General features: G+C 60.0%; 15 protein-coding genes. 8 read left to right on the top strand and 7 right to left on the bottom strand.

All coding sequences use genetic code 11. The features are described from left to right. Window positions 1-7: 7 nt before the first annotated feature. On the bottom strand, window positions 8-1,486 hold the full coding sequence (gnd, locus tag TBK1r_RS09495; protein WP_145209336.1) for a decarboxylating NADP(+)-dependent phosphogluconate dehydrogenase: 1,479 nt from the start codon (window positions 1,484-1,486) through the stop codon (window positions 8-10). Between the two features lie 331 nt (window positions 1,487-1,817). Between gnd and TBK1r_RS09500 the strand changes: the two genes are divergently transcribed. The 4 genes from TBK1r_RS09500 (at window position 1,818) to TBK1r_RS09515 (ending at window position 7,857) form a co-directional block, all read left to right on the top strand. After that, on the top strand, window positions 1,818-3,218 hold the full coding sequence (locus TBK1r_RS09500; RefSeq protein WP_145209339.1) for a DUF1598 domain-containing protein: 1,401 nt from the start codon (window positions 1,818-1,820) through the stop codon (window positions 3,216-3,218). Between the two features lie 84 nt (window positions 3,219-3,302). Next, entirely contained in the window at window positions 3,303-4,076 is a 774-nt protein-coding gene (locus tag TBK1r_RS09505; protein WP_145209342.1) for an arginyltransferase, read from the top strand. A gap of 179 nt (window positions 4,077-4,255) precedes the next feature. Beyond that, window positions 4,256-5,986 carry a DUF1598 domain-containing protein gene (locus TBK1r_RS09510; RefSeq protein WP_145209345.1) on the top strand — a complete coding sequence of 577 codons (1,731 nt, stop codon included), beginning with the start codon at window positions 4,256-4,258 and terminating at the stop codon, window positions 5,984-5,986. A 149-nt stretch (window positions 5,987-6,135) separates the two neighbouring features. Beyond that, on the top strand, window positions 6,136-7,857 hold the full coding sequence (locus TBK1r_RS09515) for a di-heme oxidoredictase family protein (RefSeq protein ID WP_473772497.1): 1,722 nt from the start codon (window positions 6,136-6,138) through the stop codon (window positions 7,855-7,857). Window positions 7,858-7,983: 126 nt separating this feature from the next. Here the strand turns inward: TBK1r_RS09515 and TBK1r_RS09520 are convergent, their stop codons facing one another. From TBK1r_RS09520 to TBK1r_RS09535, 3 genes are all read right to left on the bottom strand, one after another. After that, window positions 7,984-9,033: a threonine aldolase family protein gene (locus tag TBK1r_RS09520; RefSeq protein WP_145209351.1), complete on the bottom strand. Its 1,050-nt coding sequence runs from the start codon at window positions 9,031-9,033 to the stop codon at window positions 7,984-7,986. A 157-nt stretch (window positions 9,034-9,190) separates the two neighbouring features. Then, window positions 9,191-10,177, bottom strand: a complete 987-nt coding sequence (locus TBK1r_RS09525) for a zinc-dependent peptidase (protein WP_145209355.1) — start codon at window positions 10,175-10,177, stop codon at window positions 9,191-9,193. A gap of 1,379 nt (window positions 10,178-11,556) precedes the next feature. Continuing rightward, the gene (locus TBK1r_RS09535; protein ID WP_145209360.1) at window positions 11,557-11,937 is read right to left on the bottom strand and encodes a hypothetical protein; all 381 of its coding nucleotides are present in this window, start codon (window positions 11,935-11,937) and stop codon (window positions 11,557-11,559) included. On the opposite strand from TBK1r_RS09535, the gene TBK1r_RS09540 reads away from it, so the two are divergent. The 4 genes from TBK1r_RS09540 to TBK1r_RS09555 all read left to right on the top strand — a co-directional run bounded on the left by TBK1r_RS09540 (window position 11,923) and on the right by TBK1r_RS09555 (window position 18,679). Beyond that, window positions 11,923-12,657 carry a radical SAM protein gene (locus tag TBK1r_RS09540; RefSeq protein ID WP_145209363.1) on the top strand — a complete coding sequence of 245 codons (735 nt, stop codon included), beginning with the start codon at window positions 11,923-11,925 and terminating at the stop codon, window positions 12,655-12,657. The genes TBK1r_RS09535 and TBK1r_RS09540 overlap by 15 nt on opposite strands. Next, window positions 12,654-14,117 carry an NAD(P)/FAD-dependent oxidoreductase gene (locus tag TBK1r_RS09545; protein WP_145222353.1) on the top strand — a complete coding sequence of 488 codons (1,464 nt, stop codon included), beginning with the start codon at window positions 12,654-12,656 and terminating at the stop codon, window positions 14,115-14,117. Before TBK1r_RS09540 ends, TBK1r_RS09545 begins: the two co-directional genes overlap by 4 nt. A 115-nt stretch (window positions 14,118-14,232) precedes the next feature. Further along, on the top strand, window positions 14,233-15,225 hold the full coding sequence (locus TBK1r_RS09550) for a 2-hydroxyacid dehydrogenase (protein WP_145209366.1): 993 nt from the start codon (window positions 14,233-14,235) through the stop codon (window positions 15,223-15,225). A gap of 406 nt (window positions 15,226-15,631) precedes the next feature. Next, window positions 15,632-18,679, top strand: coding sequence for a serine/threonine-protein kinase (locus TBK1r_RS09555; RefSeq protein ID WP_145209369.1), 3,048 nt, complete (start codon window positions 15,632-15,634; stop codon window positions 18,677-18,679). A gap of 212 nt (window positions 18,680-18,891) precedes the next feature. Here TBK1r_RS09555 and TBK1r_RS09560 read toward each other — a convergent pair whose 3' ends face one another. From TBK1r_RS09560 to TBK1r_RS09570, 3 genes are read right to left on the bottom strand one after another with little or no spacing between them, the layout of a single operon-like run. After that, complete coding sequence (locus TBK1r_RS09560) at window positions 18,892-19,947, bottom strand: HlyD family secretion protein (RefSeq protein WP_145209372.1); 1,056 nt, start codon at window positions 19,945-19,947, stop codon at window positions 18,892-18,894. Continuing rightward, window positions 19,944-20,720, bottom strand: coding sequence for an ABC transporter ATP-binding protein (locus TBK1r_RS09565; RefSeq protein WP_145209375.1), 777 nt, complete (start codon window positions 20,718-20,720; stop codon window positions 19,944-19,946). The genes TBK1r_RS09560 and TBK1r_RS09565 overlap by 4 nt, the downstream gene beginning before the upstream one ends. Further along, window positions 20,717-21,100, bottom strand: a complete 384-nt coding sequence (locus tag TBK1r_RS09570) for an FtsX-like permease family protein (RefSeq protein WP_145209378.1) — start codon at window positions 21,098-21,100, stop codon at window positions 20,717-20,719. Before TBK1r_RS09570 ends, TBK1r_RS09565 begins: the two co-directional genes overlap by 4 nt. Between the last annotated feature and the right edge of the window lie 50 nt (window positions 21,101-21,150).

The following is a 21,150-nucleotide window of genomic DNA, read 5'->3' on the forward strand; positions in this document are numbered from 1 at the left end:
GGCATGGTTATGCCTTGGGGGTTTTGCGCAACTGCAACCACTCGCTGTGGAACGTGCCGTCCTTGTCGACTCGCTTGTAGGTGTGGGCACCGAAGTAATCACGTTGGGCTTGCAACAGGTTGGCCGGTAATCGTTCCATGCGATAGCCATCGTAGTAGCATAGCGCGGTGCTGAATGCGGGAACGGGAATCCCCATGACCGACGCAACCGCGACGACCTTGCGCCATTTTGCTTGCGCGTTTTCGACGGCGTCTTCGAAGTATTTGGCCAACAACAGGTTTTCCAAGTTCGGATCGGCGTCAAAGGCTTCTTTGATGCGGTCGAGGAACTGGGCGCGAATGATACAGCCCCCACGCCACAGCAAGGCGGCGGCACCGTAGTCGAGATTCCAGTTGTGTTCGTCCGAGGCGGCTTGCAGTTGCACAAAGCCCTGTGCATAGGAGACGATCTTGGACGCGTAAAGTGCTTGCCGAACCGCTTCGACGAATTCGGCTCGATCACCGACGAGCGCCTCGGCGATGGCACGCATTTCGGGATTCGACGATTCGGACGGGCCGTTGAGTGTTTTGCTGGCTCGGACGCGGGCCTCTTTTTGAGCCGACAACCCGCGGGCGAAGACGGCGGTGGTGACCAGCGTGCTGGGGACACCCAGATCGAGCGCCAATTGGCTCATCCATTTTCCGGTGCCCTTGGCTCCGGCGACGTCCATGATCTTGTCGACCAGGTAACCGTCGCCGCCTTGGTCGTCCTTGACACTGAAGATATCGCGGCTGATTTCGATCAGGTAACTCTGCAGTTCACCGTCGTTCCACTGGTCGAACACGTCGTACAATTCATCGTTGGTCAACCCGCCGAGTTCACTCAACAATTGATAGGCTTCGCAAATCAGCTGCATGTCGCCGTATTCGATGCCGTTGTGGACCATTTTGACGTAGTTGCCGGCGCCACCACTGCCCAACCATTCGCAGCAGGGGATGTCGTTATTGGGGCCGACTTTGGCAGCGATCGACTGAAACATCTCTTTGATGTGCGGCCAGGCTTCGGCGGACCCGCCGGGCATCAAACTGGGACCTTTCAAAGCCCCCTCTTCGCCTCCGCTGACGCCGCAACCGACGTACAGCAACCCGGCTTCTTCGACCTGTTTGGTGCGGCGTTCGGTGTTCAGGTAGTACTCGTTTCCGCCGTCGATGATGATGTCACCGGGCTCGCAGTGCGGCAGCAATTGCTCGATGATCGCGTCGACGGCCGGCCCGGCCTTGACCAGCATCATCAACTTGCGGGGGCGTTTGACCGCCTTGACGAATTCTTCGATCGAGTGGGTACCGACGAAATTCTTGCCGGCGGCGCGGCCGGCGATCAACTCGTCGACCTTGCTGGTCGTGCGGTTGTACACGGCGACCTTGTACCCACGACTTTCAACGTTCAGGGCCAAGTTCTCGCCCATGACTGCCAAACCAATCAAACCGAAATCGCAATCGCCGCTCATCTTTAAAAACTCGTTGGGAAGGTGGTTTCCAGACCGTCAGGCCAGATTCTACGGCAGAGCAAAAAAACCGAAAGGGCGGGGCAATCGGGTCGGCGGAGAGCTAAGATAGAACCGGTGCGGCATGGTGTTTGCACCGTCAGCACCTGGCGATCAATCGCCCCGGGCCCTTGAAATCCCCATCCGGGGGCAGATTCGGACCACTGATTTGCCTCAATTTCGGTTCAATCGCGGTAGTTTCTTGCCGATCCGCCCGCGACTGATTACTGTCACAGCAAGTGACTTTTCCCCCTGCGCCCCACACTTCGGCCGCGTTTTGAAATTGGTTTCACCGATGACACGTCTTTTCCGCTCCTTTTTGCTTGCCGCACTCGCCGCAGCCTTCCTTTCGTCCGGATCCAGTGTTGACGGACAAGACACTGGCGGCGGCGGTGGCGGTGGAACGGTCAACAACTTTGCCCAGCCGATCGCCGGCGTCGACGTCGATGCTCAAGGCGTCTTGAAAGTCCGTCAATTCGATCCCCGCGTCGCCCAGCAACGTTTGATGGCTGCCCGTCAAATGCGCGACAACGACCTGATGCGGGGCAGTAAACTGCGAAAAGTCTCGCTGCAACGCCTGGAAGCAGCCATCCAAGACCAACTGGCCGCCGGACAGGCCGTCAGCGACGATTTGTCAGCCCTGGCCGGCCTGACGTCGATCCAGTACGTCTTCTACTACCCCGAAACGCGCGACATCGTGGTGGCCGGACCGGCCGAAGGCTTTGTCGCCGACCCCACCGATCGTTTTGTCGGCATCGAGTCCGGTAAACCGACGGTCCTGCTGGAAGACCTCGTCACCGCCCTGCGCGCCTTCGCCCCCGGCCAGCCGGCGACCGGTGTGATTAGCGTTTCGATCGATCCGACCGAAGAAGGCTTGCAGCGAATGCAACAGTTCCTGGCTTCGGTTCGCGGCCGCGTGCAACCCAGCGATGCGGCTCGGCTGGCCAACGGATTGAAAAACAATCTGGGACTGCAAAACGTCTCCATTCGCGGCATCCCGACCGACACCCACTTCGCCCGCGTCTTGGTCGAAGCGGACTATCGCATGAAACTGATCGGGATCGGGCTGGAACGCCTGCCGATGCGATTCCAAAGCTACGTCGACCGAGCCAACCCGTCGGCGGTCGCCGCCAACGCGATGGAACGATGGTATTTCCAACCCCGGTATGACGGCATCGCGGTCAGCGAAGACGGTTTGGCGATGAAAATCAACGAACGCGGCGTTCAACTGGTCGGCGAAAACGAGCGTGTCGCCGGCGGAAAGCGAACCATCACTCGTCGCGTCAACAAAGCCAGCCAGGCGTTTTGCCAAGAGTTCACCAGCAAGTTCCCGATGATCGCCGACCGGGTTCGAATCTATGCCGAGCTGCGTCAACTGATGGACGTCTCGATCGCTGCGGCCTACATCCAAGAACAAGACTTCTACGGTCAAGCCGGATGGGCGATGCCGGTCCTGGGCAACGAGTCGGCCCTGACGGTGCAAACCTACACCGCGCCGGAGCAAGTCGAGACCGCCGTCAATGCGGTTTGGCGAGGCAACACGCTGATGACGCCGCTCGGAGGCGGTGTGCAAATGAGCCCTCGAAAAGCACTCGCCAAAGAGACGCTGGTCGTCGACCGCGAAGGAAAGACCGACGAAGTCAAACAGTCCGCCGGACCGTCTGAATTGAAGCCCGGTCAATGGTGGTGGGACTGATTCCCAACCGCTGATTCGTCAACACAGCGAAACCACGCTACACTGGCCGTCGGGAATCACTTTCCGTGCGGCCAGTGTTTTTTTATGAAGTACGAGTCACCCCCGAAACCGTCCGATGAGCGGAACCCGCTCGTCGTCGACGCTTCCGAAGACGACTTCGTCAAATCGGGGTTGGTGGTCGTCTACGACGCCCTGCAAGAATGCCCGTATCTGGACGGGAAAGTGGCTCGCATGCCGCTGGAATATCCCAAACGCCGGATCTTGCCCGACGACCTGGATCGTTTGCTTCGACTCGGTTACCGGCGTGCCGGAACGATGCTGTATCGGACCCAGTGTCCCGATTGCAGACAATGCATTCCCACCCGCGTCAACGTGCATCAGTTCCAGCTCTCCCGATCGATGAAACGGATCCTCAATCGATCCGAACGAGAATTGGAGATCAGCTGGGGACGCGTGCTCGTCGACCCCGAACGACTGCGACTCTTTAATACCCATCGCAGTGCAAGAAAGCTCAGCCGTCGCGGACCGGCCGATTTGGTCGACTACCACGAATTCCTGGTCGCGACCTGCGTCGAGACGGCCGAACTGACCTTCCGCCTGGACGGGAAACTGATCGGAATCGCGATCGTGGACTTGGGCCGCGAGTCCGTCAACGCCGTCTACACGCACTTCGACCCCGAATTTGGACGCTACTGCATCGGCACGCTGGCGGTACTCAAGCAGATTCAGTGGGCCCTGCAAACGGGGCGAACCTACGTGTATCTGGGTCTGTTTGTCGCCGAAAACCCCCACTTGAACTACAAAGAACGGTTCCGCCCCCAGGAACGCCTGCTCGGCGGCGTGTGGCGCGCCCCCTGACGCAGATTGATACACCTTGGGTGCAGCATTTTGCTACGCTGAGGTGTCGAGAACGCGCCACGGATGACCGAATCACAAAATAATTTGATTGGCATGATTTTTTCACTACCAGCCGTTCGGTAGTAGACGCCGCCCCCAAGCACTCCTATCACCATACGAACCAACGTCAGGAATATGTGATGAATCGAAACCGCCGGATTGCGATCTTGGTTTCCGCTGCCGTCTTCACCTTCTTCATCACCGGGCTGGTGGCGTCGCACTCCTGCACCGCTGCTTCTCCCGATGATCCGACCGAGGCCATCAGTGCCGGGGAATTCGCGGTCGCCAAATCGATGCCGCCGGATTCGTTGCCGACCACACGCGACGGTTGGCTGGCCCAGATCGCCACGGCCCAATCGCTCTCGGGTGATTCGCTGGCCGCCGCCGCGACGGTGCGCCAGATCGAGACGCCGGCGAATCGCCAGAGCGTGATCGACCAGACACTCGGAGCCGCACGCGGCGGGCCTGCCCAGGGCGGCGGGGCGTTCGCCGATTTTGATTCATTGATGCAGCTGATCGAAACCACCGTGGTTCCCGATACCTGGGAAGCTCTCGGCGGCAACAGCACGATGGCGCCGTATCCCCAGGGCGTCTATGTCGACCCGTCGGGAACAGTCGAGATCGCACTGCTGCCCAGCGACGATCAATCGCGGGCCCGAGGGGCGATCGCGAATCTCGACGTTTTGCTGTCCGGCGACACGGACGCGTCGGCACGTGATTGGCGCAGCCCGTCGAAACTTCGTTGCGTCTCGCTACGTCGCCTGCGTGACGAAATCACAACGCGACGGATGACCGGTGTTCCGCTCGGCGATAGCCTGTTGAATCTGGCCGGCCTGTCGCACATTGAGTACCTGATCCTGACCGACGACGACATCATCTTGGCCGCGTCGACGAGCGGGATTGATATGGACCGAGGTTGGTATGTGGATCGTGAATCAGGGCGATCGACGCTGCGAAGCGACTTCCTGGCCCGCTGCTTGGCATCCACGTTCGCCAACACCCCGTTCGGATGCACGATCGATCCGACACCGGCCGGCATGCAAGCGGCGATGGAAGTTGCCGCAGAGATTCGATCCGGGCAGATTCCGATCGGTCAATCGGCCGACAAACTGCGTGAAGCACTCGGCATGCAGCGCGTCGAGGTGTTCGGTGCGGCGGGCGACACGTCGGTCGCCATGCTGATGGTCGAAGCGGACCGCCACATGAAACAACTCGCCCTCGGCCAGCAACCGATGCCTGAAGGCGTCGACAGCTACTTGGACGTCGTCGACGATTTTATTGCGCAAGGCCCTCCGGACGGATTGCTGCTGCGGCTTTGGTTCACGGCCAATCCGCAATCGGTTCGCAGCGACAACGAGCAACGTGTCTTTGAAATCGCCGGCACCCCGATTCGGCTCAGCGGTGAAAACCAACGTGCGTTGGCCGACGGTAGCCGCGGAGATCGAACGGTTGATCCGCGTAGTGCGCAATTCGTCGCCGGGTTCAATCAACATTGGTCTCGCATCCGTGACCAATACCCCATCTACGGCGCGCTCGAGTCGCTGTATCGGGTCGCCGCGGTCTCCCATCTGATCGACCGATTCGGTTCGCAAGACGTGCATCGCCCGTTGGCGATGGGGCTGGCGGCCGAAGACGATGCCAGGGACTGGATTTTACCCGCACCCAAACAAGTTAAATCGATCGCCACGTTACACAGCGTTCGCAAGGGCAGCCAACGTCACCACGTGCTGCTTGCCAGCGGTGGCGTCTCCGTGGCGCCACAGTCGACTGTCAAACCGACGATCGGCACCTACCCCACACTGTCCGGCCAGACGTCTGTCACCAATCATCAACCGATCACGGTGAATCATTGGTGGTGGGACGCGCCCTGACGTGACTGTCGCAAGGCGGTTTGTGACAATCCTTTTACTCAATGCCTACGGGGGCAATGATGTTGCCAAGTCGGACGGTTAGTCGAAATGTCAGTGCGCTAGTTTGGATGGTCGGTTGCCTGTCGATTGGCGCGTCAGGGGTTTCGGCGGTGTCGCCTGAAACGGTCGCGATCGGTCGGCAGCTATTCGAAAAGAATTGGTCTCCGCAAAACCCGGCGTTGATGGGTAAAGATGGGCTCGGCCCGCTGTTCAACGGCCAGTCCTGTGCCGTCTGCCATCGTCAGGGTGGGATCGGAGGCGCCGGCGAAGCCGAATTCAACGCCAAATCGATCAGCATCGAATCGATGCAAGTCTCCGGCGGCCCGATCAACCAGGATGTCATTCGTCAGGCGATCCGCGGTTTCCACCCCGGGTTCATCGATCCCCAAGCCGGCATTGTCAACTCGCTGTCACTGGCACACCACGGCGGCACCTCCGCGTTTGCACAGTCCCGGCAGGCCTTCATGGAGAAGATCCCCGCCCTGTTCAGCGACAACGGTGGTTCAACCAATGCCGCCGAAGTTCGACTGGCCAACGCCACGCCGATCCTGTACACGGCGACCCAAGGCACCTACCAAACGACGATTCACGCACGCATGTTCCAGCGGAATACGACTCCGCTGTTCGGCGCCGGACTGATCGACCAAGTCACTGTAAAACAACTGCGGGCCGTCGAACGCGAGCAGAGCAAGCATCCGGAAATCAGCGGACGATTGGCAACGCTGGCCAGCGGCGGCATTGGCAAATTCGGATGGCGAGGCAACGTGAGGTCGCTGTTGGATTTTTGTGACCAGGCGTGCGCGGCCGAAGTCGGACTGGAAACCCGCCGAATCAACCAACCCGCCGACCCGATGGCGCCGGCGTATCAAAACCCGACCTTCGACATCTCCGACTCACAAATCAGGGCGATGGCGGCGTTCGTTGCCGCATTGCCGGCTCCGACGCGAGCGATCCCGCAAGATTCCGATCGCCGCATGCTGGCCGCCCGCGGCGAACAAGTGTTTTCGTCGATCGGATGCGCCGTTTGCCACCGCCCGTCACTCGGCCCGGCCCAAGGCATCTATAGCGACCTGCTCCTGCACGACATGGGCCCAAAGTCCTATGACCTGAACCCCGCCGACCCCTACATCGTTCGCGCGACGCCGGTGACACGCATGGACTTTGCGATTGATACCGAAGCGATCACCACTCGCACCATGGTGGACGACACCGTTATGGGGACCGCCTACTACGGCGGGAAATATTCGATGGAACCCGGTTCAACCGGGATGACCTCGCGACAATCAAACAGCATCAATACCCGTACCGCCAGGTCTGCCATCCCGACACGCTCCAGTGTGTTCGTTTCACGCAATGAATATCGGTTTGCAGCCACACCCGCCCCCCCCATGACCCTTCGATTCGTCAACGAGCGAAGTAAATCCAAGACGTGGCAAACCAGCAAAACAGACACTCGCTTGGTCGAGAACGAAGTCAACCGCAACAATCGGGAACGAACCGCCTCGGGACGAGACACCTACACCACCGAGAATGTAACGACGTCCACGCAGAACATTCGTCAAACACGCACCGATTACACGCGGTTGCACTTGGAAACGACGTACTTCACGCAAGAGTGGAGGACGCCGCCGCTGTGGGGCGTCCATGATTCAGCCCCTTACATGCACGACGGCCGAGCGGAAACGCTGCTCGAAGCGATCACGATGCACGAAGGCGAATCCAAGGGAACACGCGACCGGTTCTTGAATCTCTCGCTGGAAGACCGCCAAGCCGTGATTGAATTCCTGCACACCCTGGTCGCTCCGCCGAATGCCCCTCAGCCTACGAGCTGAGATAGCTGGCGGGGAAAACGATGGCAGAACGATACGGGGCAGAATCATGGCAGGCACTCAGGGGAAGCAGCCTGCCACACCATTCTGCCCCCATCGTCTTGCCCCCATCTTCCTCGAATCACGCCCTCAGCCGATCAACGCCAAGAATTGATCCACCTGTTCCTCCGTCGTGGCGAACGACGTGACCAGACGATACAGCCCCTGACCCTCCGTCAATTTGGATTCAAACTCTTCCGGGACCGGCCAGGGATAAAACCTCGCACCTTGTTCTTTCAACCGGCCGGCCAACTCTTTCGGCATCGTGACGAACAATTCGTTTGACTCGCACGGCCAGCCGATCGAAACATTGTTCGCAGCCGCGATCCCCGCCGCCAATCGATCGGCCATCGCATTGGCGTGCGTGGCCAACCGGATCCACAGGTCATCGTCCAGGTAGGCGTGGAACTGGGCGGCGATGAATCTGGTTTTGGAGAACAGCTGCGCCGCTCGCTTGCGGATGAACGGCAATTGTTTTGCCCGCGCGGGATCGAAAAAGACCAGTGCCTCGGCGCACCAACACCCATTCTTTGTCGCCCCGAACGAAAGCACATCGACACCGCTTTTCCACGTCATCTCGGCCGGCGTCGACTCCAATCGCACCATGGCATTGGCGAATCGTGCTCCGTCCATGTGCAACGGCAACCCAAACGCGTGGGTGTGTTCGGCGATGACCGCGATCTCGTCATTGGTATAAACGGTCCCGACTTCGGTCGCCTGGGTCACACTGACCGCCATCGGTTGCCCGTGGTGGACGAATTCGGGATCGAAGCGTTGCAGACCGCGGCGCAGTGCATTCGGATCGATCTTCCCGAACGAACCATCGATCGGTGCCAGTCGGGCGCCGGACGTAAAGAATTCCGGAGCGCCGCATTCGTCTTCGATCAAATGAGCCTCGCGATGGCAGAGCACAAATCCACCGGGGCGATTGACCGCCGACAGCGCCAGCGAATTGGCGGCGGTTCCCGTGCCGACGAAAAACACCGCGACTTCACGCTCGAACAACTCATTGAAGCGTTGTTCCAATTGCTGATCGAGGTCACTGGCGCCATAGGCGGGCGAGAAACCGCCCGAATGTCGCTGCAGGGAGGCCGCGATTTCGTCGGCCGCGCCGGCCCAATTGTCACTGGCAAAAAACATGGAATCGAATCGTCATGAAAGAGGGTTGAGTCGCGTCTAGGGTTTGTCGATTCCAGCCCGCATGCGTTAGCAAGGGGTCACGCGGCGCCCCTCGCTATCACGTCGGAACTAACATGATTGCGTTGAAATCCGAACGTCGACTGAATCGGCAAACCCGTTACCGTTTCCGCCGACAGCAGTGTTTGAACTTTTTCCCGCTCCCACAAGGGCACTTGGCATTCCGCCTCACCCGCTTGGGCCGACGCGTGACACCGGATAGAAAGCTGCGTGTGTTCTGGCGATACATTTGCTGCAGCATGTCGTAGATCTGCGGTGCCTTGGACTGCAGCACGTCGGGGGCTTCGAAAAAGTATTCCGACAACACCGCAAAGTATTCCGCTTCGTTGGTGTAGGCGTATTGATCAATGTGGTGACGCCCCTGCGGTTTGTTTTTGAGTTCTTCCCCGATCCACTGAATCCACGGCCCCGCGGTCGCGATGCTCGCCCCCGGCGGCATCCCATCGACGCTGCCATCGGCCTTGTCGACCAGATGCGCAAACTCGTGAATCCCGACATTGCGTTTGTCTTCGGGGTTTTCAAATCCCGATAGCAGATCGGGCTTAGACAGAATCATCACGCCGCTCAAGTGCCCGACACCGATCATGCCCAAGGTCCGACGATCGACGTTGTCGTTTTCTCCCGACGTGCTGTAATCGTCGCCAAACGCATTGGGGTAGATCAACACCTCTCCCAACCCCGAGTACTCCCAATCGTCAAACCCGAAGACGGGGATGATGGCGCTGGCGGCCACAAGCGCCCGCGTGGTGGTGTCGACGTCGGTGCGAATGCCGGTGATCGGCGTTTCGTCCAAAAAAACTTTGACGAGATTGCGGAATCGTTCGCGGCCGGCATCATCGAGGGCACGAAAGTATGCGACATGCTGCTGCAGTGCGGATTCCAGCTCGCTCGGAAACGGCTCGGCCATCACCCTCACCCGGCGGAGTGTTCGCCGCCGCCACCACCAGTACGCCAGCGGCGCCAGCGGCAGACTGATCAGCCAAAGCGGCGACACGATCGCCAACAGCATCCCTGTGGCGACCACCACCACCGCGATCACGATCGCGGTGCGCTGATTGGCGCGGACGGACGAAGGAGTTTCGAGCATCAGCCGATGGGTTGAGGGCGGAGGTGGAAGAGACTGTGGTCGCATTGCTGCGGACCGACGCACCTGCCATCGTACCCTGATGAGACACGCCACATCAGCCAGTCACCCCAACGGACAATGTCGCGTGATGTTGATTGGATCGCGACGCCCCCTAATCAACGCGAACGGGATTGCCCCCAAAGCGATAGCGTCTGGCACCACTCTGAGATGGAGCACCGGCCAAAAAAAAAGCCCCGATGGATTTTTCAAACCATCGGGGCTTTCGAGATATTCGCTTCGAAATCGGAATCGGCTCGGAGCGTTGCACAGCTGACTCGGGTCACTCACCAGGGAGAAGATGTGAGTCGTCTCCCGAAGTCAGCCGGTTGGAACAGGGTGCTTGGCGGGAACTCCTCGAGGAAGATTATCCCGATCCTCGGCATCTCTTTCTAAATCTCAGTTGCATCCGCAAGGAGCAGCGACTTCGCATCCGCAAGCCGGCTCGATGATTTCGCAACCGCAAGTCGGCTCAGCGGCGCAACCCATGTCGCATCCGCCGCAGCTCTTCTTGCTGAACAGTTTCTTCAGCAAGCCGAAGTGACTCTTTTTCGGTCCGCAGCAGCTGTCGCAAGCCGGGACTTCGCATCCGCAAGCCGGAGCTGCAACTTCGCAGCCACAGGCCGGTGCGGGTGCACAGCAAGGAGCAGCAACTTCGCAACCGCAAGCCGGCTCGAGGTCGCAGCAACCCGCATCGCATCCGCATCCGCGATGCTTTCCGAACAGCTTGGCGAGCAGTCCGCCATGCTTTTTGCAGCCGCTGTCGCAGCCGCAAGGATCGACAACTTCACAGCCGCACATCGGCTCGGCTGCACATCCACAAGGAACGGCCACTTCACATCCGCAGGCAGGTTCGCAAGCGACTTCACAGCCACAAGCGGGTTCAGCTGCACAGCCGGTGTCACAACCGCTTTTACAAAGTCGGTCCAACAGGCCAAACGCGCTTGCGTTTGACGAGGTGCTTGCGACCAGAGCGACGGCCAACAAAGCAGGTACGATTACACGACGCATCGTGATTCTCCATGAATTAGTTTTGGAAGGGTCTTGCCAGCGCTTCGCGCTGCTGAATCGGTGGTGGTGGTGACCCGTGCCGGTGAGCACTTGCCAGATCGTGTCTTGCTAGTTCGATCATCACTCGCCGACACTACCGTTTGGTTTTGCAGCGTTTGCTTCACGAGTTCGACGGATCGTTGACCGTGTTCTCTCGTGCAGAAGTGGCTATCGTCTTGCTCGCAATGCTTCCCCTTGTTTTCCTTGAAGAATTAAAGATCAAGCCCGCAACGGTGATCGCATCGCAACGGCTCGCGCGGCAGTTCCGGATATGACAGTTCCGACGGGCCGGTTTAGGGGACCGCGGTGGGCGGTTTCAACGACATCAGCCACAACAATAAAGCGGCCAAGGTCAAGATGGTGATCAACGCCCCCAACGACAGACGTTTTCGAACGGGTTGCAGATCAGCCAAGTCACGTGGCTGGCCACACCACGGACACTGCGGTGCGCGGCCGTGGATGCGTGCGTTACAATTCGGGCATTCCTCGATCGCATTGTTCATTTTCGCGTCACTGTATTGTCCGCCGTGCTCGACCCCCAGCGCCCTTACGCTTTCCTGAACGAACGCGAGCCGAACCTGGATGGCTGCGGAAACAGGGGAATCGTCGATGTCGCCACCGTCTTCTTGACCGCCAGCCGATGCCCGATCGGTTGCTCGATGTGCGACTTGCACCGCAACACGTTGTCGCAGCCATCGCAACCGGGGGCGATTCCGACGCAGATTCGCTTCGCCCAACAACGTCTCGAACCCGCCTCTTGGATCAAGTTGTACAACAGTGGCAATTTCTTTGATCCGTCCAGTATACCGCCGCCAGACTACGCCTCGATCGGTCAACTTTGCAGCGGCTATGATCGCGTGATCATCGAGAACCATCCGCGTTTCGGTAGCCGCCGCCATGATCGGTTCGGTGAACACGTCGCCGGTAAGCTGGAGGTCGCCGTGGGTTTGGAAACGGTGCAGCCGAGAATGCTGAAACGCCTGGGCAAGCAGATGTCTCGGGACGATTTTGATCGCTATGCAAACTGGCTGATTTCCGCAGGCATCGATCTGCGTGTGTTTTTGATCGTGGGCGCGCCAGGTCTGTCGGTGAAAGAATCGATGCGATGGGCGCGACTGTCCATCCGTCATGCGATCCACACCGGAGCACGCCACATCAGTTTGATTCCCGCCCGGGTCGGTCACGGCTGGAACGGCACGGCGGATTCATTGACACCGGTCGAACTGGAACATCTGGTGGACCTGTTTGCCGATTCGCTGGCCGAGATGGGCACCGCCGCGTGCCTGAGCGTGGACCTTTGGGACATCGCGAGCGCTGAGTTGAGTGAACCGCGTCGGCGTCTGTTGGACCGATTCGAATCCTCCATCCTTCACCAGAACGCGAGCCTGTTATGAGTCTGCGGTTCGACGTTGCCATCATCGGTTCCGGATTTTCTGGATCGATCCTGGCCAGGGTTTTGGCATCACGCGGCCGCCGCGTGGCCTTGCTTGATGCGGCAAAGCACCCCCGATTCGCGATCGGGGAATCTTCCACGCCGATCGTCGACCTGCTACTCCGCCGGCTCGGGCAACAATATGGTCTTGCCGACTTGGAAAACCTTTCCGCCTATGGCCGTTGGCAACAGACGCTGCCGGAAGTCGCTTGCGGGATGAAACGCGGATTTAGCTACTTCGATCATCGCCACTGGAATCTCGAATCACATGTCGGCCAGCGGTCGCTGATCGTCGCAGCCAGCCCAACGGACGAAAACAGCGACACGCACTGGTATCGCAGTGACGTCGATGCCTATCTGTTTCAGAAAGCCTTGGACGCGGGCGTCGAAGCAAGGGAAGGCGTCGCGGTGACGTCGCTGGATTTGTCGGATTCATCCCAAGCACGACTTGGCCTCGCGTCCGGCGATCGCATCACAGCAGGTTTCGTCGTCGATGCGTCCGGGGCGGCGGCGGTGTCGGCGCGATTGCTGGGTGTGGCCCCGATGACGGATCGATTGAACACCAAGACGTGCGCCGCGTTTGCCCATTTCCGCGGCGTCGAGTCATACTCGGATGTTTTTAATTCGCTGCACGGCGATCACCGCGCGTCGGAACCGTTCGATGCCGATGCGGCGGCGCAACATCATTTGATCGACGATGGCTGGGCGTGGATGCTGCGGATGAACAACGGCATCACCAGCGTCGGCGTCGTGTCGCCACTGCGTGGGAACGCGTCGACACACCACGACACGTTGCAGCGAGCGACTGGCGTTTTGAACAATCGATTCAGCGGTGTTGCGACGATCCACCAAGTGTTTTGCGACAGTGTACTCGTAGCGCCGGGTTCCAATGTTGCTACGATCGGTCGGGTGCAGCGTTTGCACGATCCCGTCGTGGCGAACAATTGTCTAATGACGCCGGCGACGGCGGTGACAATCGATCCGCTGCACAGCACCGGAATTGCTCACGCGATGGCAGGAGTGACGCGATTGGCTGACATCTTGTTGGCCAACGACTCACGCGAGCGGATCGAGCATTATCGTGCGTCGATTCTTGCCGAAGCATTCCACATCGATCAATTGATCGCGATGGCGTACCGATCAATGCACTCATTTCCGCGATTCACCGCCTCCTGTATGGTTTACTTCGCCGCCGCGATCGCCTGCGAAGAACGGATCGGTCGCGGTGAAATGCCGGACCGGTTGTGGCAAGCCGACGACGAGTCCTTTCTCGCCGCGGTCAAGCGGTCCGCCGAAGTGATCGACTCCGACACCGATGACGGCCAGGTGGTCGATCAATTGCGAAACGTGATCGCTCCCTGGAACACCGCCGGATTATTCGAAGGCGCCGGGAATCGCTACGCGTATACGGCGACGAAGTGAGAGCAGAAAAGGGAGCGGGAGCGAGAGGACGCGGTGAAGAAGAAGCAGACAAGAAAATGGGTGACAAGAAAATGATGTCGCTGAGAACCGCTGAAACCTGAAACCTGAAACCTGAATGTCGAAACCAACAATCTTTTTGACGCGGCGTCTGCCTCCCGACTCGATGGAACGCCTGCAGACCGAGGCGAATGTTCGTCATGGCGACTTGGATCGAGCGCTAACGCGTGACGAATTGATCGACGGCGTGCGTGATGCCGATGGGCTGATCTGTTTGTTGACCGATCAGATCGACGGCGAGCTTCTGGACGCGAATGCGAGTTTGAAAGTCGTTTCGAATTATGCGGTCGGATTCAACAACATCGACGTTGCCGCTGCGACAGAGCGAAACGTTGCGGTCACCAATACGCCGGGAGTGTTGACCGACTGCACCGCCGACATGGCATGGGCGTTGCTGATGGCGTCGGCGCGGCGCGTGGTCGAAGGCGATCGCCTGGTGCGATCGGGCCAGTGGGGCGGTTGGGAACCGCTGCAGATGCTCGGCGCCGAAGTGACGGGCGCGACGATCGGGCTGATCGGCCTGGGGCGAATCGCCAAGGCGATGGCTAAACGGGCGTTGGCCTTTGACATGCGGGTGCTGTATTGGAATCGAACCCGACTGTCGGCGGGCGAAGAGAAGACGTTGGGGGTGGAGTACCGCGAGTTGGACGAGATGTTGGGCGAGTCGGATTTTGTGTCCATTCATGTCGCCCTCTCCGAGCAGACTCGGCATCTGATTTCGACGCCGCAGTTGGAACGGATGAAACCGACGGCCACGTTGATCAACACCGCGCGGGGGGCCGTCGTTGACGAATCGGCACTCGTCCAGGCACTCCGCGATGGAACGATCGCGCGAGCCGGACTGGACGTCTATGAGCAAGAGCCGAAGGTGGAGCCGGAATTGCTGTCGATGCCGAATGTTGTTTTGGCGCCCCACCTGGGCAGCGCCACGGTGGAAACCCGTACGCGGATGGGGGACCTGGCGATTGAGAATTGCCTGGCCGCCTGCCGCGGCGAACGACCGCCAAATCTGGTCAATGCGGACTGGCAGCCCCCCCATCGGGAAGCGTGAGCGACCGGCGCGTGGGGAACTGGCCATTCACACACTTGCCACTGGCTGACGCCACGTGCTGGCGTGCATCATCCCAGCGGGAAGCGTCAGCGACCGGCGCGTGGGGAGCTGGCCATTCACTCGCGACACTGGCTGACGCCACGTGCTGGGGTGCGTCAGCCCGGCGGCAAGCGTCAGCGAACGGCGCGAGAAGCGAATCCTCCACAAAGCAACCTGATGGACCCGCAAATCCGGCCCGCCGCGGCACCTCGGGGGGACTCCGGCGGCGGATTTCGTTGACCGGCCTGCGGTGCACGAGTAGGATTCGGGTCTAGGCCGGTGCGAGCAGAATGACGGATTTTCTTGGGTGCGGGCCGGTTTCGCGCCTTCTTTTTCTCTTTGGGGCGCGCTCCTCTAACGTCTGGCGATGGAAAACCAAGAACCAACGGCTAGCGATTCAACCGTCCACCGAACGCCCGGGCAGTCGGCCGATGGTCCCGATCAACCGCCCGAACTCGACCCGACCACGGACGAGGTGTTCGCGGTACGGCGGTCGCCCAAAGGCAAATCGGTCCGGCAAATCGACGGCGAGGGAGCGGTGCAGGACGTCGCGCCGGGTTTGGAAGAAGCCAAAACGGTCATCCGTCAGGCCGCTGCTTCGGGGCAACCCAAGAGTGCCGGCAGCGGGCGGACGCCGGCAGACATCGCCAAGGTCTTAGTCGGCGAGCAGCTGAACCAATATTTCTTGGAGGCGTTGATCGGTGGTGGCGGCATGGGCGCTGTCTTTCGGGCCCACGACCAACAACTCGATCGCATCGTCGCCCTCAAGGTGATCCCGTTTGTCGGAAACGACCCCGAGCTGCAACGACGGTTTCGCAATGAAGCACAAAATGCGGCGAAGCTGGATCACCCCCGCATCGCCCGCGTCTTTGATGCCGGCAACTACGACGATTGGCACTACATCGTCTTTGAATACATCAATGGGACCAACGTCCGCGATCTGGTGGACCACCACGGCGCGCTCTCGCTCGATGATGCCGTCGTCTTCACCTCGCAAGTCGCCGAAGCGCTCGACCATGCGTCGCAGCGCGGCATCGTGCACCGCGACATCAAGCCGTCCAACGTTTTGGTTTCCGAAGACGGTTCGGTCAAGCTGGTCGACATGGGGCTGGCCCGTAGCGACAACCTGGATCTTAGCGAAGACATGACCGCCAGCGGCGTCACGCTGGGAACGTTTGACTACATCTCGCCCGAACAAGCTTTTGATCCACGCGACGCCGACATCCGTAGCGACCTTTATTCGCTCGGCTGCACGTTCTACTTCATGCTGACCGGTGAAGCGCCCTACACCGGCGGCACGATGCTGCAAAAGCTGATCAGCCACGGCAACGCCCCGTTGCCCAATCCCAAGTCGCTGCGTCCGGATCTGCCAGACGAAGCGATCGCGGTGATGCATCGGATGATGGCCAAAGACCCACAGTCGCGGTATCAAAATGCGCGCGACTTGTTGGCCGATCTCAGCGAGCTGGCGTATCGCTTTCAATTAAAACGCGCCCAATCCAACGCTGTCGTCACACTTCCCTCGGGAAACGAAGGCTTACAGCGTCTGCAATTGCATTTGCCATGGATGATCGCGGCGTTGTTGATTTTGATGATCGGCGGGTATTTGGAATTGCAATCGACCGCCACCCGCGATGCGTTCGTGATCAACCGACCGGCATCGCTGAGTCGAACGGGTTCAGCGCGATCGTCCTTTCCACCGTCCGGAGCGGGCACATCGGACGCCGATGCCGCCAGTTCCGACGGCTCCGTCCTCGATCGCTTTCCCCCGTCGTCCTCGGGTACCTTCTCCGACAGCAATCCGGCATCGAACGGTTCCGATTCGTCGCTCCCTGGCGGATCGGCCAATCAAGGTGATCGCGTCGGCCCCGGAGCGATCGATTCTCCATCGGTCGAAACCGGCATGGACCTGGATGACGTTTCCGAAGCGGCCGCGCGGCCACCCAGCTTCGGTGCACGGTTGCCGCTCCCCGAGACGTTGGGCAACGATGAGGACCTGGCCGCGGCATCTTCCGAAGACAACACGGCGATGCCGCCAAACGAAGGCGACGAGACAGAATTCGATTCAACGACGTCCGGCTTGTCGGCATCGGCCGCTGGTGGTTTAGCCGCGGCGGGATCTGCGGTCGGTACGGGAATCCCGGAAGCCAATCGGATGAACAAGCCGAATGGATCAGCACCGGTTGTCTCACCGACCCGCCCCGTCATGCCGGCGGAATTGCCGGTTCCACAATCCGTCCGCGTGGTCTCGCCAAGTCTGTTGGCGCTTTCCATGCGAGTCGACCAAATCGATCGGGACACCGACGGCGCGATCCTGGTCGCGACGCTGGCCGACGCAATTGACCTGGCCATGCGATTCGGGGTCGGACGCGTCGAGCTGGCGACTGCGGAGTTGGTCACCGGTCCGTTGACGATTCCCCAAGACAACATGGTCTTCGAGTCCACGGTCGGACGGACGGCTATTCGAATGGTCTCCACCGACACGCTGGCGATCGGCCGCAGCGAGATGTTGAACATCGGCAACCATCGCACCCAATTTCGCAACCTGGACTTCCACTGGGAACTCGCCCAGGAACAAGTCGATGGCGGCTCAATGTTCGTGCTCAACGACAACCGACTGACCCGATTCCAGAACTGCACGTTCACGCTGGTCAATAAAGCGATCCATGACGGCGTGTCGTTTTTCCAGATCGTGACCGACCCCAAAGCCCTGCCGGATTCGGAAACCCTGCCCGGCCGAATCCTCAACCCGAACGAGGATGCGTTGCCGTTGGTGGCGGTCCAGTTAGACAACGCCGTGGTGCGCGGTGAAGCCACCCTGATCCAGATGGACTATGCCGCCGCGTTGCAGCTGGTCTGGAAAAACGGATTGCTGGCGATTAGTGGCCGCATGATTGACACGTCCGGTGCCCGTCGACGCCCGACACCGATCGCCAGCCCGATTCAGCTGTCGCTATCCAACGTCACCGCAGAGATCCCTCGTGGACTGCTGCGAATGCGGCTGGGCCCGGACGGGATTTTCCCGGTCCCGATTGAACGGGAAGCCAATCAGTGCGTCTTCCTGATCGAAGACGGCCAACCGCATGTCGAGATCATCGGCGTGGAAACGCTTGCGACCGAGCGTCCTTATTTGAAACTTCGCGGCGAGGACAACGCGTACGTCGGCGCCCCGACGTTGAGCGACCCGCTGCTTTCGGTCTCCGATCTGGCCGGCAACACGTCGGTCTACATGATGGAAGAACTGGCGGCTCAATCGCTGCCCTGGATCGATGAACGTCGACCGAGATGGTCGGTACGCTGGTCTTCGGTGCGTCCCAGATCACAAACCTTTCATCGCCTGACGCCGACCAATTATCGCCAAGACGGAGCGATCTACTTCGGGTTCCAAGAACCCGACCTGCCGCCCCTGCCGTAGACGCGCGACACTGGCTCACGCCACGTGCTGGTGTCTGTCTGGCAACCGTCGCGCCCGACGCAACTGCCTATCGCCCAATCCCGCTAAGTTAAGCGTCGTTGCTTCCGATGAGGCCCGTAGGCTCGCGCCGCACGGCTGATATTCGTTTGAGATCAGCCGGTTCGCGCCAGCGGTCGGCCCCCCTCACTGATGTCAACTGAGCGGCATTAGCGCTACTGCCCACTGCCTATTGCGGCGCCGGAGATCATCACCTCAACCGGCAGCCCGATCGGCAGGGTCGCGTCGGTCTTCAAATCGATCCAAACGCGTCGGGTGTGCGTCTCATTGCGTTCGCCCGCCCAACCGCCGTAGATCTTTTTCGGTTCCATTCTCGGTTCGATCTCGACGACGACTCCGGAGAAAAATTGTCCGGGCATGGCGTCGGCCGTGACTTCGCAGGCTTGTCCCCGAGCGACCGTCAACGCGTCCCGCTCGTCCACATCAGCCACCACGCGCAAGCGTTCGGTGTTCGACAATTCCAAGGCCGGCTCCGGCATCTCGGGGCTGATCCACTCGCCGGGATTCACGTCCACGGCCAACACAATGGCCGGGCAGGGCGACAGGATCGAACAACGCTGCAGGTCGATTTCAGCCATCGCCAGCGTGGCTTCGGCCGAAGCAATTTCGGCGTCGGCCGCCATCAGGTCGGCCAAACGGGGATCGGCTTTGATCGTCATGTAACGCTCGCGTGCGGCCAACATCAACGCAAGGTTCGTATCATGTTCGGCGCGGTAATCTTCCAGCGATTGCGAGCTGAGCGCGTTGCGGGAGAACAATTTGCTGGCCCGTTCAAATCGAGTGCGGGAACTTTCATAGCGAGCCTCTGCCGCAACGGTTTCCTGCTTCGCCGCTTCAATTTCGCTCTCTCGAGCGCCGGCGATCAACCGCATGCGTTTGGCGCGTGCGGCGGACAACATCGCCGACGCCAGGTCGCGTTGCGCTTCATAGCGTTTGGATTCCAATTGGAACAACACCTGCCCCTTCTCGACGCGGGTCCCCCGTGACACCATGACCGAATCGATTCGGCCGGGAAAGTGCGGCCGGATCAAAACGTTTTCGGTCGTTCCTTCGATTCGTCCGGCGGCATGCACCGACGCCTTCGTCACGACCGGTGGCGAGAGTTCGGGCAACGATGCGGGGCGGGAATTTGATTTCTGGTGCTGATCGGCGATGATCAAGATCCCGGTCCCGAGCGCCGCGAATGCTCCAGCGAGAAACAGCTGTCTCATTTGAATCTCCCGTTTTCCATTTCGCAGATCCGATCGGCATACTCATAGATCCGCGGATCGTGCGTCACCACGACGGTCGAGCTGGCGTATTCTTTCGTCAATTCATTCAACAGTTCCATCACTGCCCTTCCCGACTTGCCATCCAGCGCCGCCGTCGGCTCGTCGGCCAAGATCAACTCGGGTTGCCCAATGACTGCCCGTGCCAATGCCACACGCTGGCATTGGCCGGGGCTCATTGATGTCGGCAAAGCGTTCCGGTGATCCTCAAGCCCCATCCGGCACAGCAATTCGGCGGCGCGTTCACGGGCCTCACGAAGCGGCATTCCGTCCATGGTCAGCGGAATCGACACGTTGTCTTCGGCCGTCAATCCGTTGATCAGTTGGAACCGTTGAAATACAAAACCGATCCGTTGGCGGCGAACCAGAGTGCGTTCGACTTCTGTCAAACCGTCGACGCGGCGGTCTTTCAAAAGCAACTGCCCGGAGTCCGATGTCAAGAGCAGCCCCAGGATCGACAGCAGCGTCGTCTTGCCACTTCCCGACGGCCCGGCCAAAAACACGCACTCCCCCGGATCGACGTGAAAATCGATGCCGTCCAGGACCGGGCGTGACTGGCCACCGATCACGTATGACTTCGCGATCGCCTTGGCTTCCAACGCATGAGTTGTCAATGCAGGCTTCGTCGGCTCAGGCGCAACTTCATAGCCAGGCCGAACACCGACGGGGACATCGGTTGGCGTGTTGGCGGTCGTGCCGGTGTTGGTGAGGGTCATGACTGCAATGCCGTATGGGGGTCGATACGTCGGACGCGCAGACAAGGCAAACCGGCCGCGAGCAAGCAAATCGCGAACATCAAGACGCCACATCCGACATACAACATCAATGGAATTTCGATCGTTGCCCGCGGTGTGCTGAGCAGCGTTTTCAGGGTGACGGTAATCACCGCCCCGATCGCGATCCCGATCGATGCAACCAGGGCAGACTGAAACGCCAGGATGGACAGCAGTTCACGCTCGCTGAGCCCGATCGCCCGCAGCGTCGCGTACGCGTTGATTCGGTCGAGCACCATGGCATACAAAGTCTGCCCGACCGATCCGGCAATCAACTTGCCGCGGTCGTGGAAAAGAGTGCGATAGGCAAGGTTCCAACGCATCGCACAGGAATGGAGGGAGGAGCTGCGGTCTTAAGGGTTTCCCCGATAGT

It is taken from the genome of Stieleria magnilauensis (assembly GCA_007753675.1).
Taxonomy (GTDB): domain Bacteria; phylum Planctomycetota; class Planctomycetia; order Pirellulales; family Pirellulaceae; genus Stieleria; species Stieleria magnilauensis.

Bases quoted from the DNA above. Each gene is read 5' to 3' on its own strand.
- TBK1r_RS09550 (WP_145209366.1), top strand. From the start codon at position 14,233: ATGTCGAAACCAACAATCTTTTTGACGCGGCGTCTGCCTCCCGACTCG.
- TBK1r_RS09525 (WP_145209355.1), bottom strand. From the start codon at position 10,177: ATGCTCGAAACTCCTTCGTCCGTCCGCGCCAATCAGCGCACCGCGATC.
- gnd (WP_145209336.1), bottom strand. From the start codon at position 1,486: ATGAGCGGCGATTGCGATTTCGGTTTGATTGGTTTGGCAGTCATGGGC.
- TBK1r_RS09510 (WP_145209345.1), top strand. From the start codon at position 4,256: ATGAATCGAAACCGCCGGATTGCGATCTTGGTTTCCGCTGCCGTCTTC.
- TBK1r_RS09560 (WP_145209372.1), bottom strand. From the start codon at position 19,947: ATGAGACAGCTGTTTCTCGCTGGAGCATTCGCGGCGCTCGGGACCGGG.
- TBK1r_RS09555 (WP_145209369.1), top strand. From the start codon at position 15,632: ATGGAAAACCAAGAACCAACGGCTAGCGATTCAACCGTCCACCGAACG.
- TBK1r_RS09500 (WP_145209339.1), top strand. From the start codon at position 1,818: ATGACACGTCTTTTCCGCTCCTTTTTGCTTGCCGCACTCGCCGCAGCC.
- TBK1r_RS09545 (WP_145222353.1), top strand. From the start codon at position 12,654: ATGAGTCTGCGGTTCGACGTTGCCATCATCGGTTCCGGATTTTCTGGA.
- TBK1r_RS09540 (WP_145209363.1), top strand. From the start codon at position 11,923: ATGTGCGACTTGCACCGCAACACGTTGTCGCAGCCATCGCAACCGGGG.
- TBK1r_RS09505 (WP_145209342.1), top strand. From the start codon at position 3,303: ATGAAGTACGAGTCACCCCCGAAACCGTCCGATGAGCGGAACCCGCTC.
- TBK1r_RS09565 (WP_145209375.1), bottom strand. From the start codon at position 20,720: ATGACCCTCACCAACACCGGCACGACCGCCAACACGCCAACCGATGTC.
- TBK1r_RS09520 (WP_145209351.1), bottom strand. From the start codon at position 9,033: ATGTTTTTTGCCAGTGACAATTGGGCCGGCGCGGCCGACGAAATCGCG.
- TBK1r_RS09570 (WP_145209378.1), bottom strand. From the start codon at position 21,100: ATGCGTTGGAACCTTGCCTATCGCACTCTTTTCCACGACCGCGGCAAG.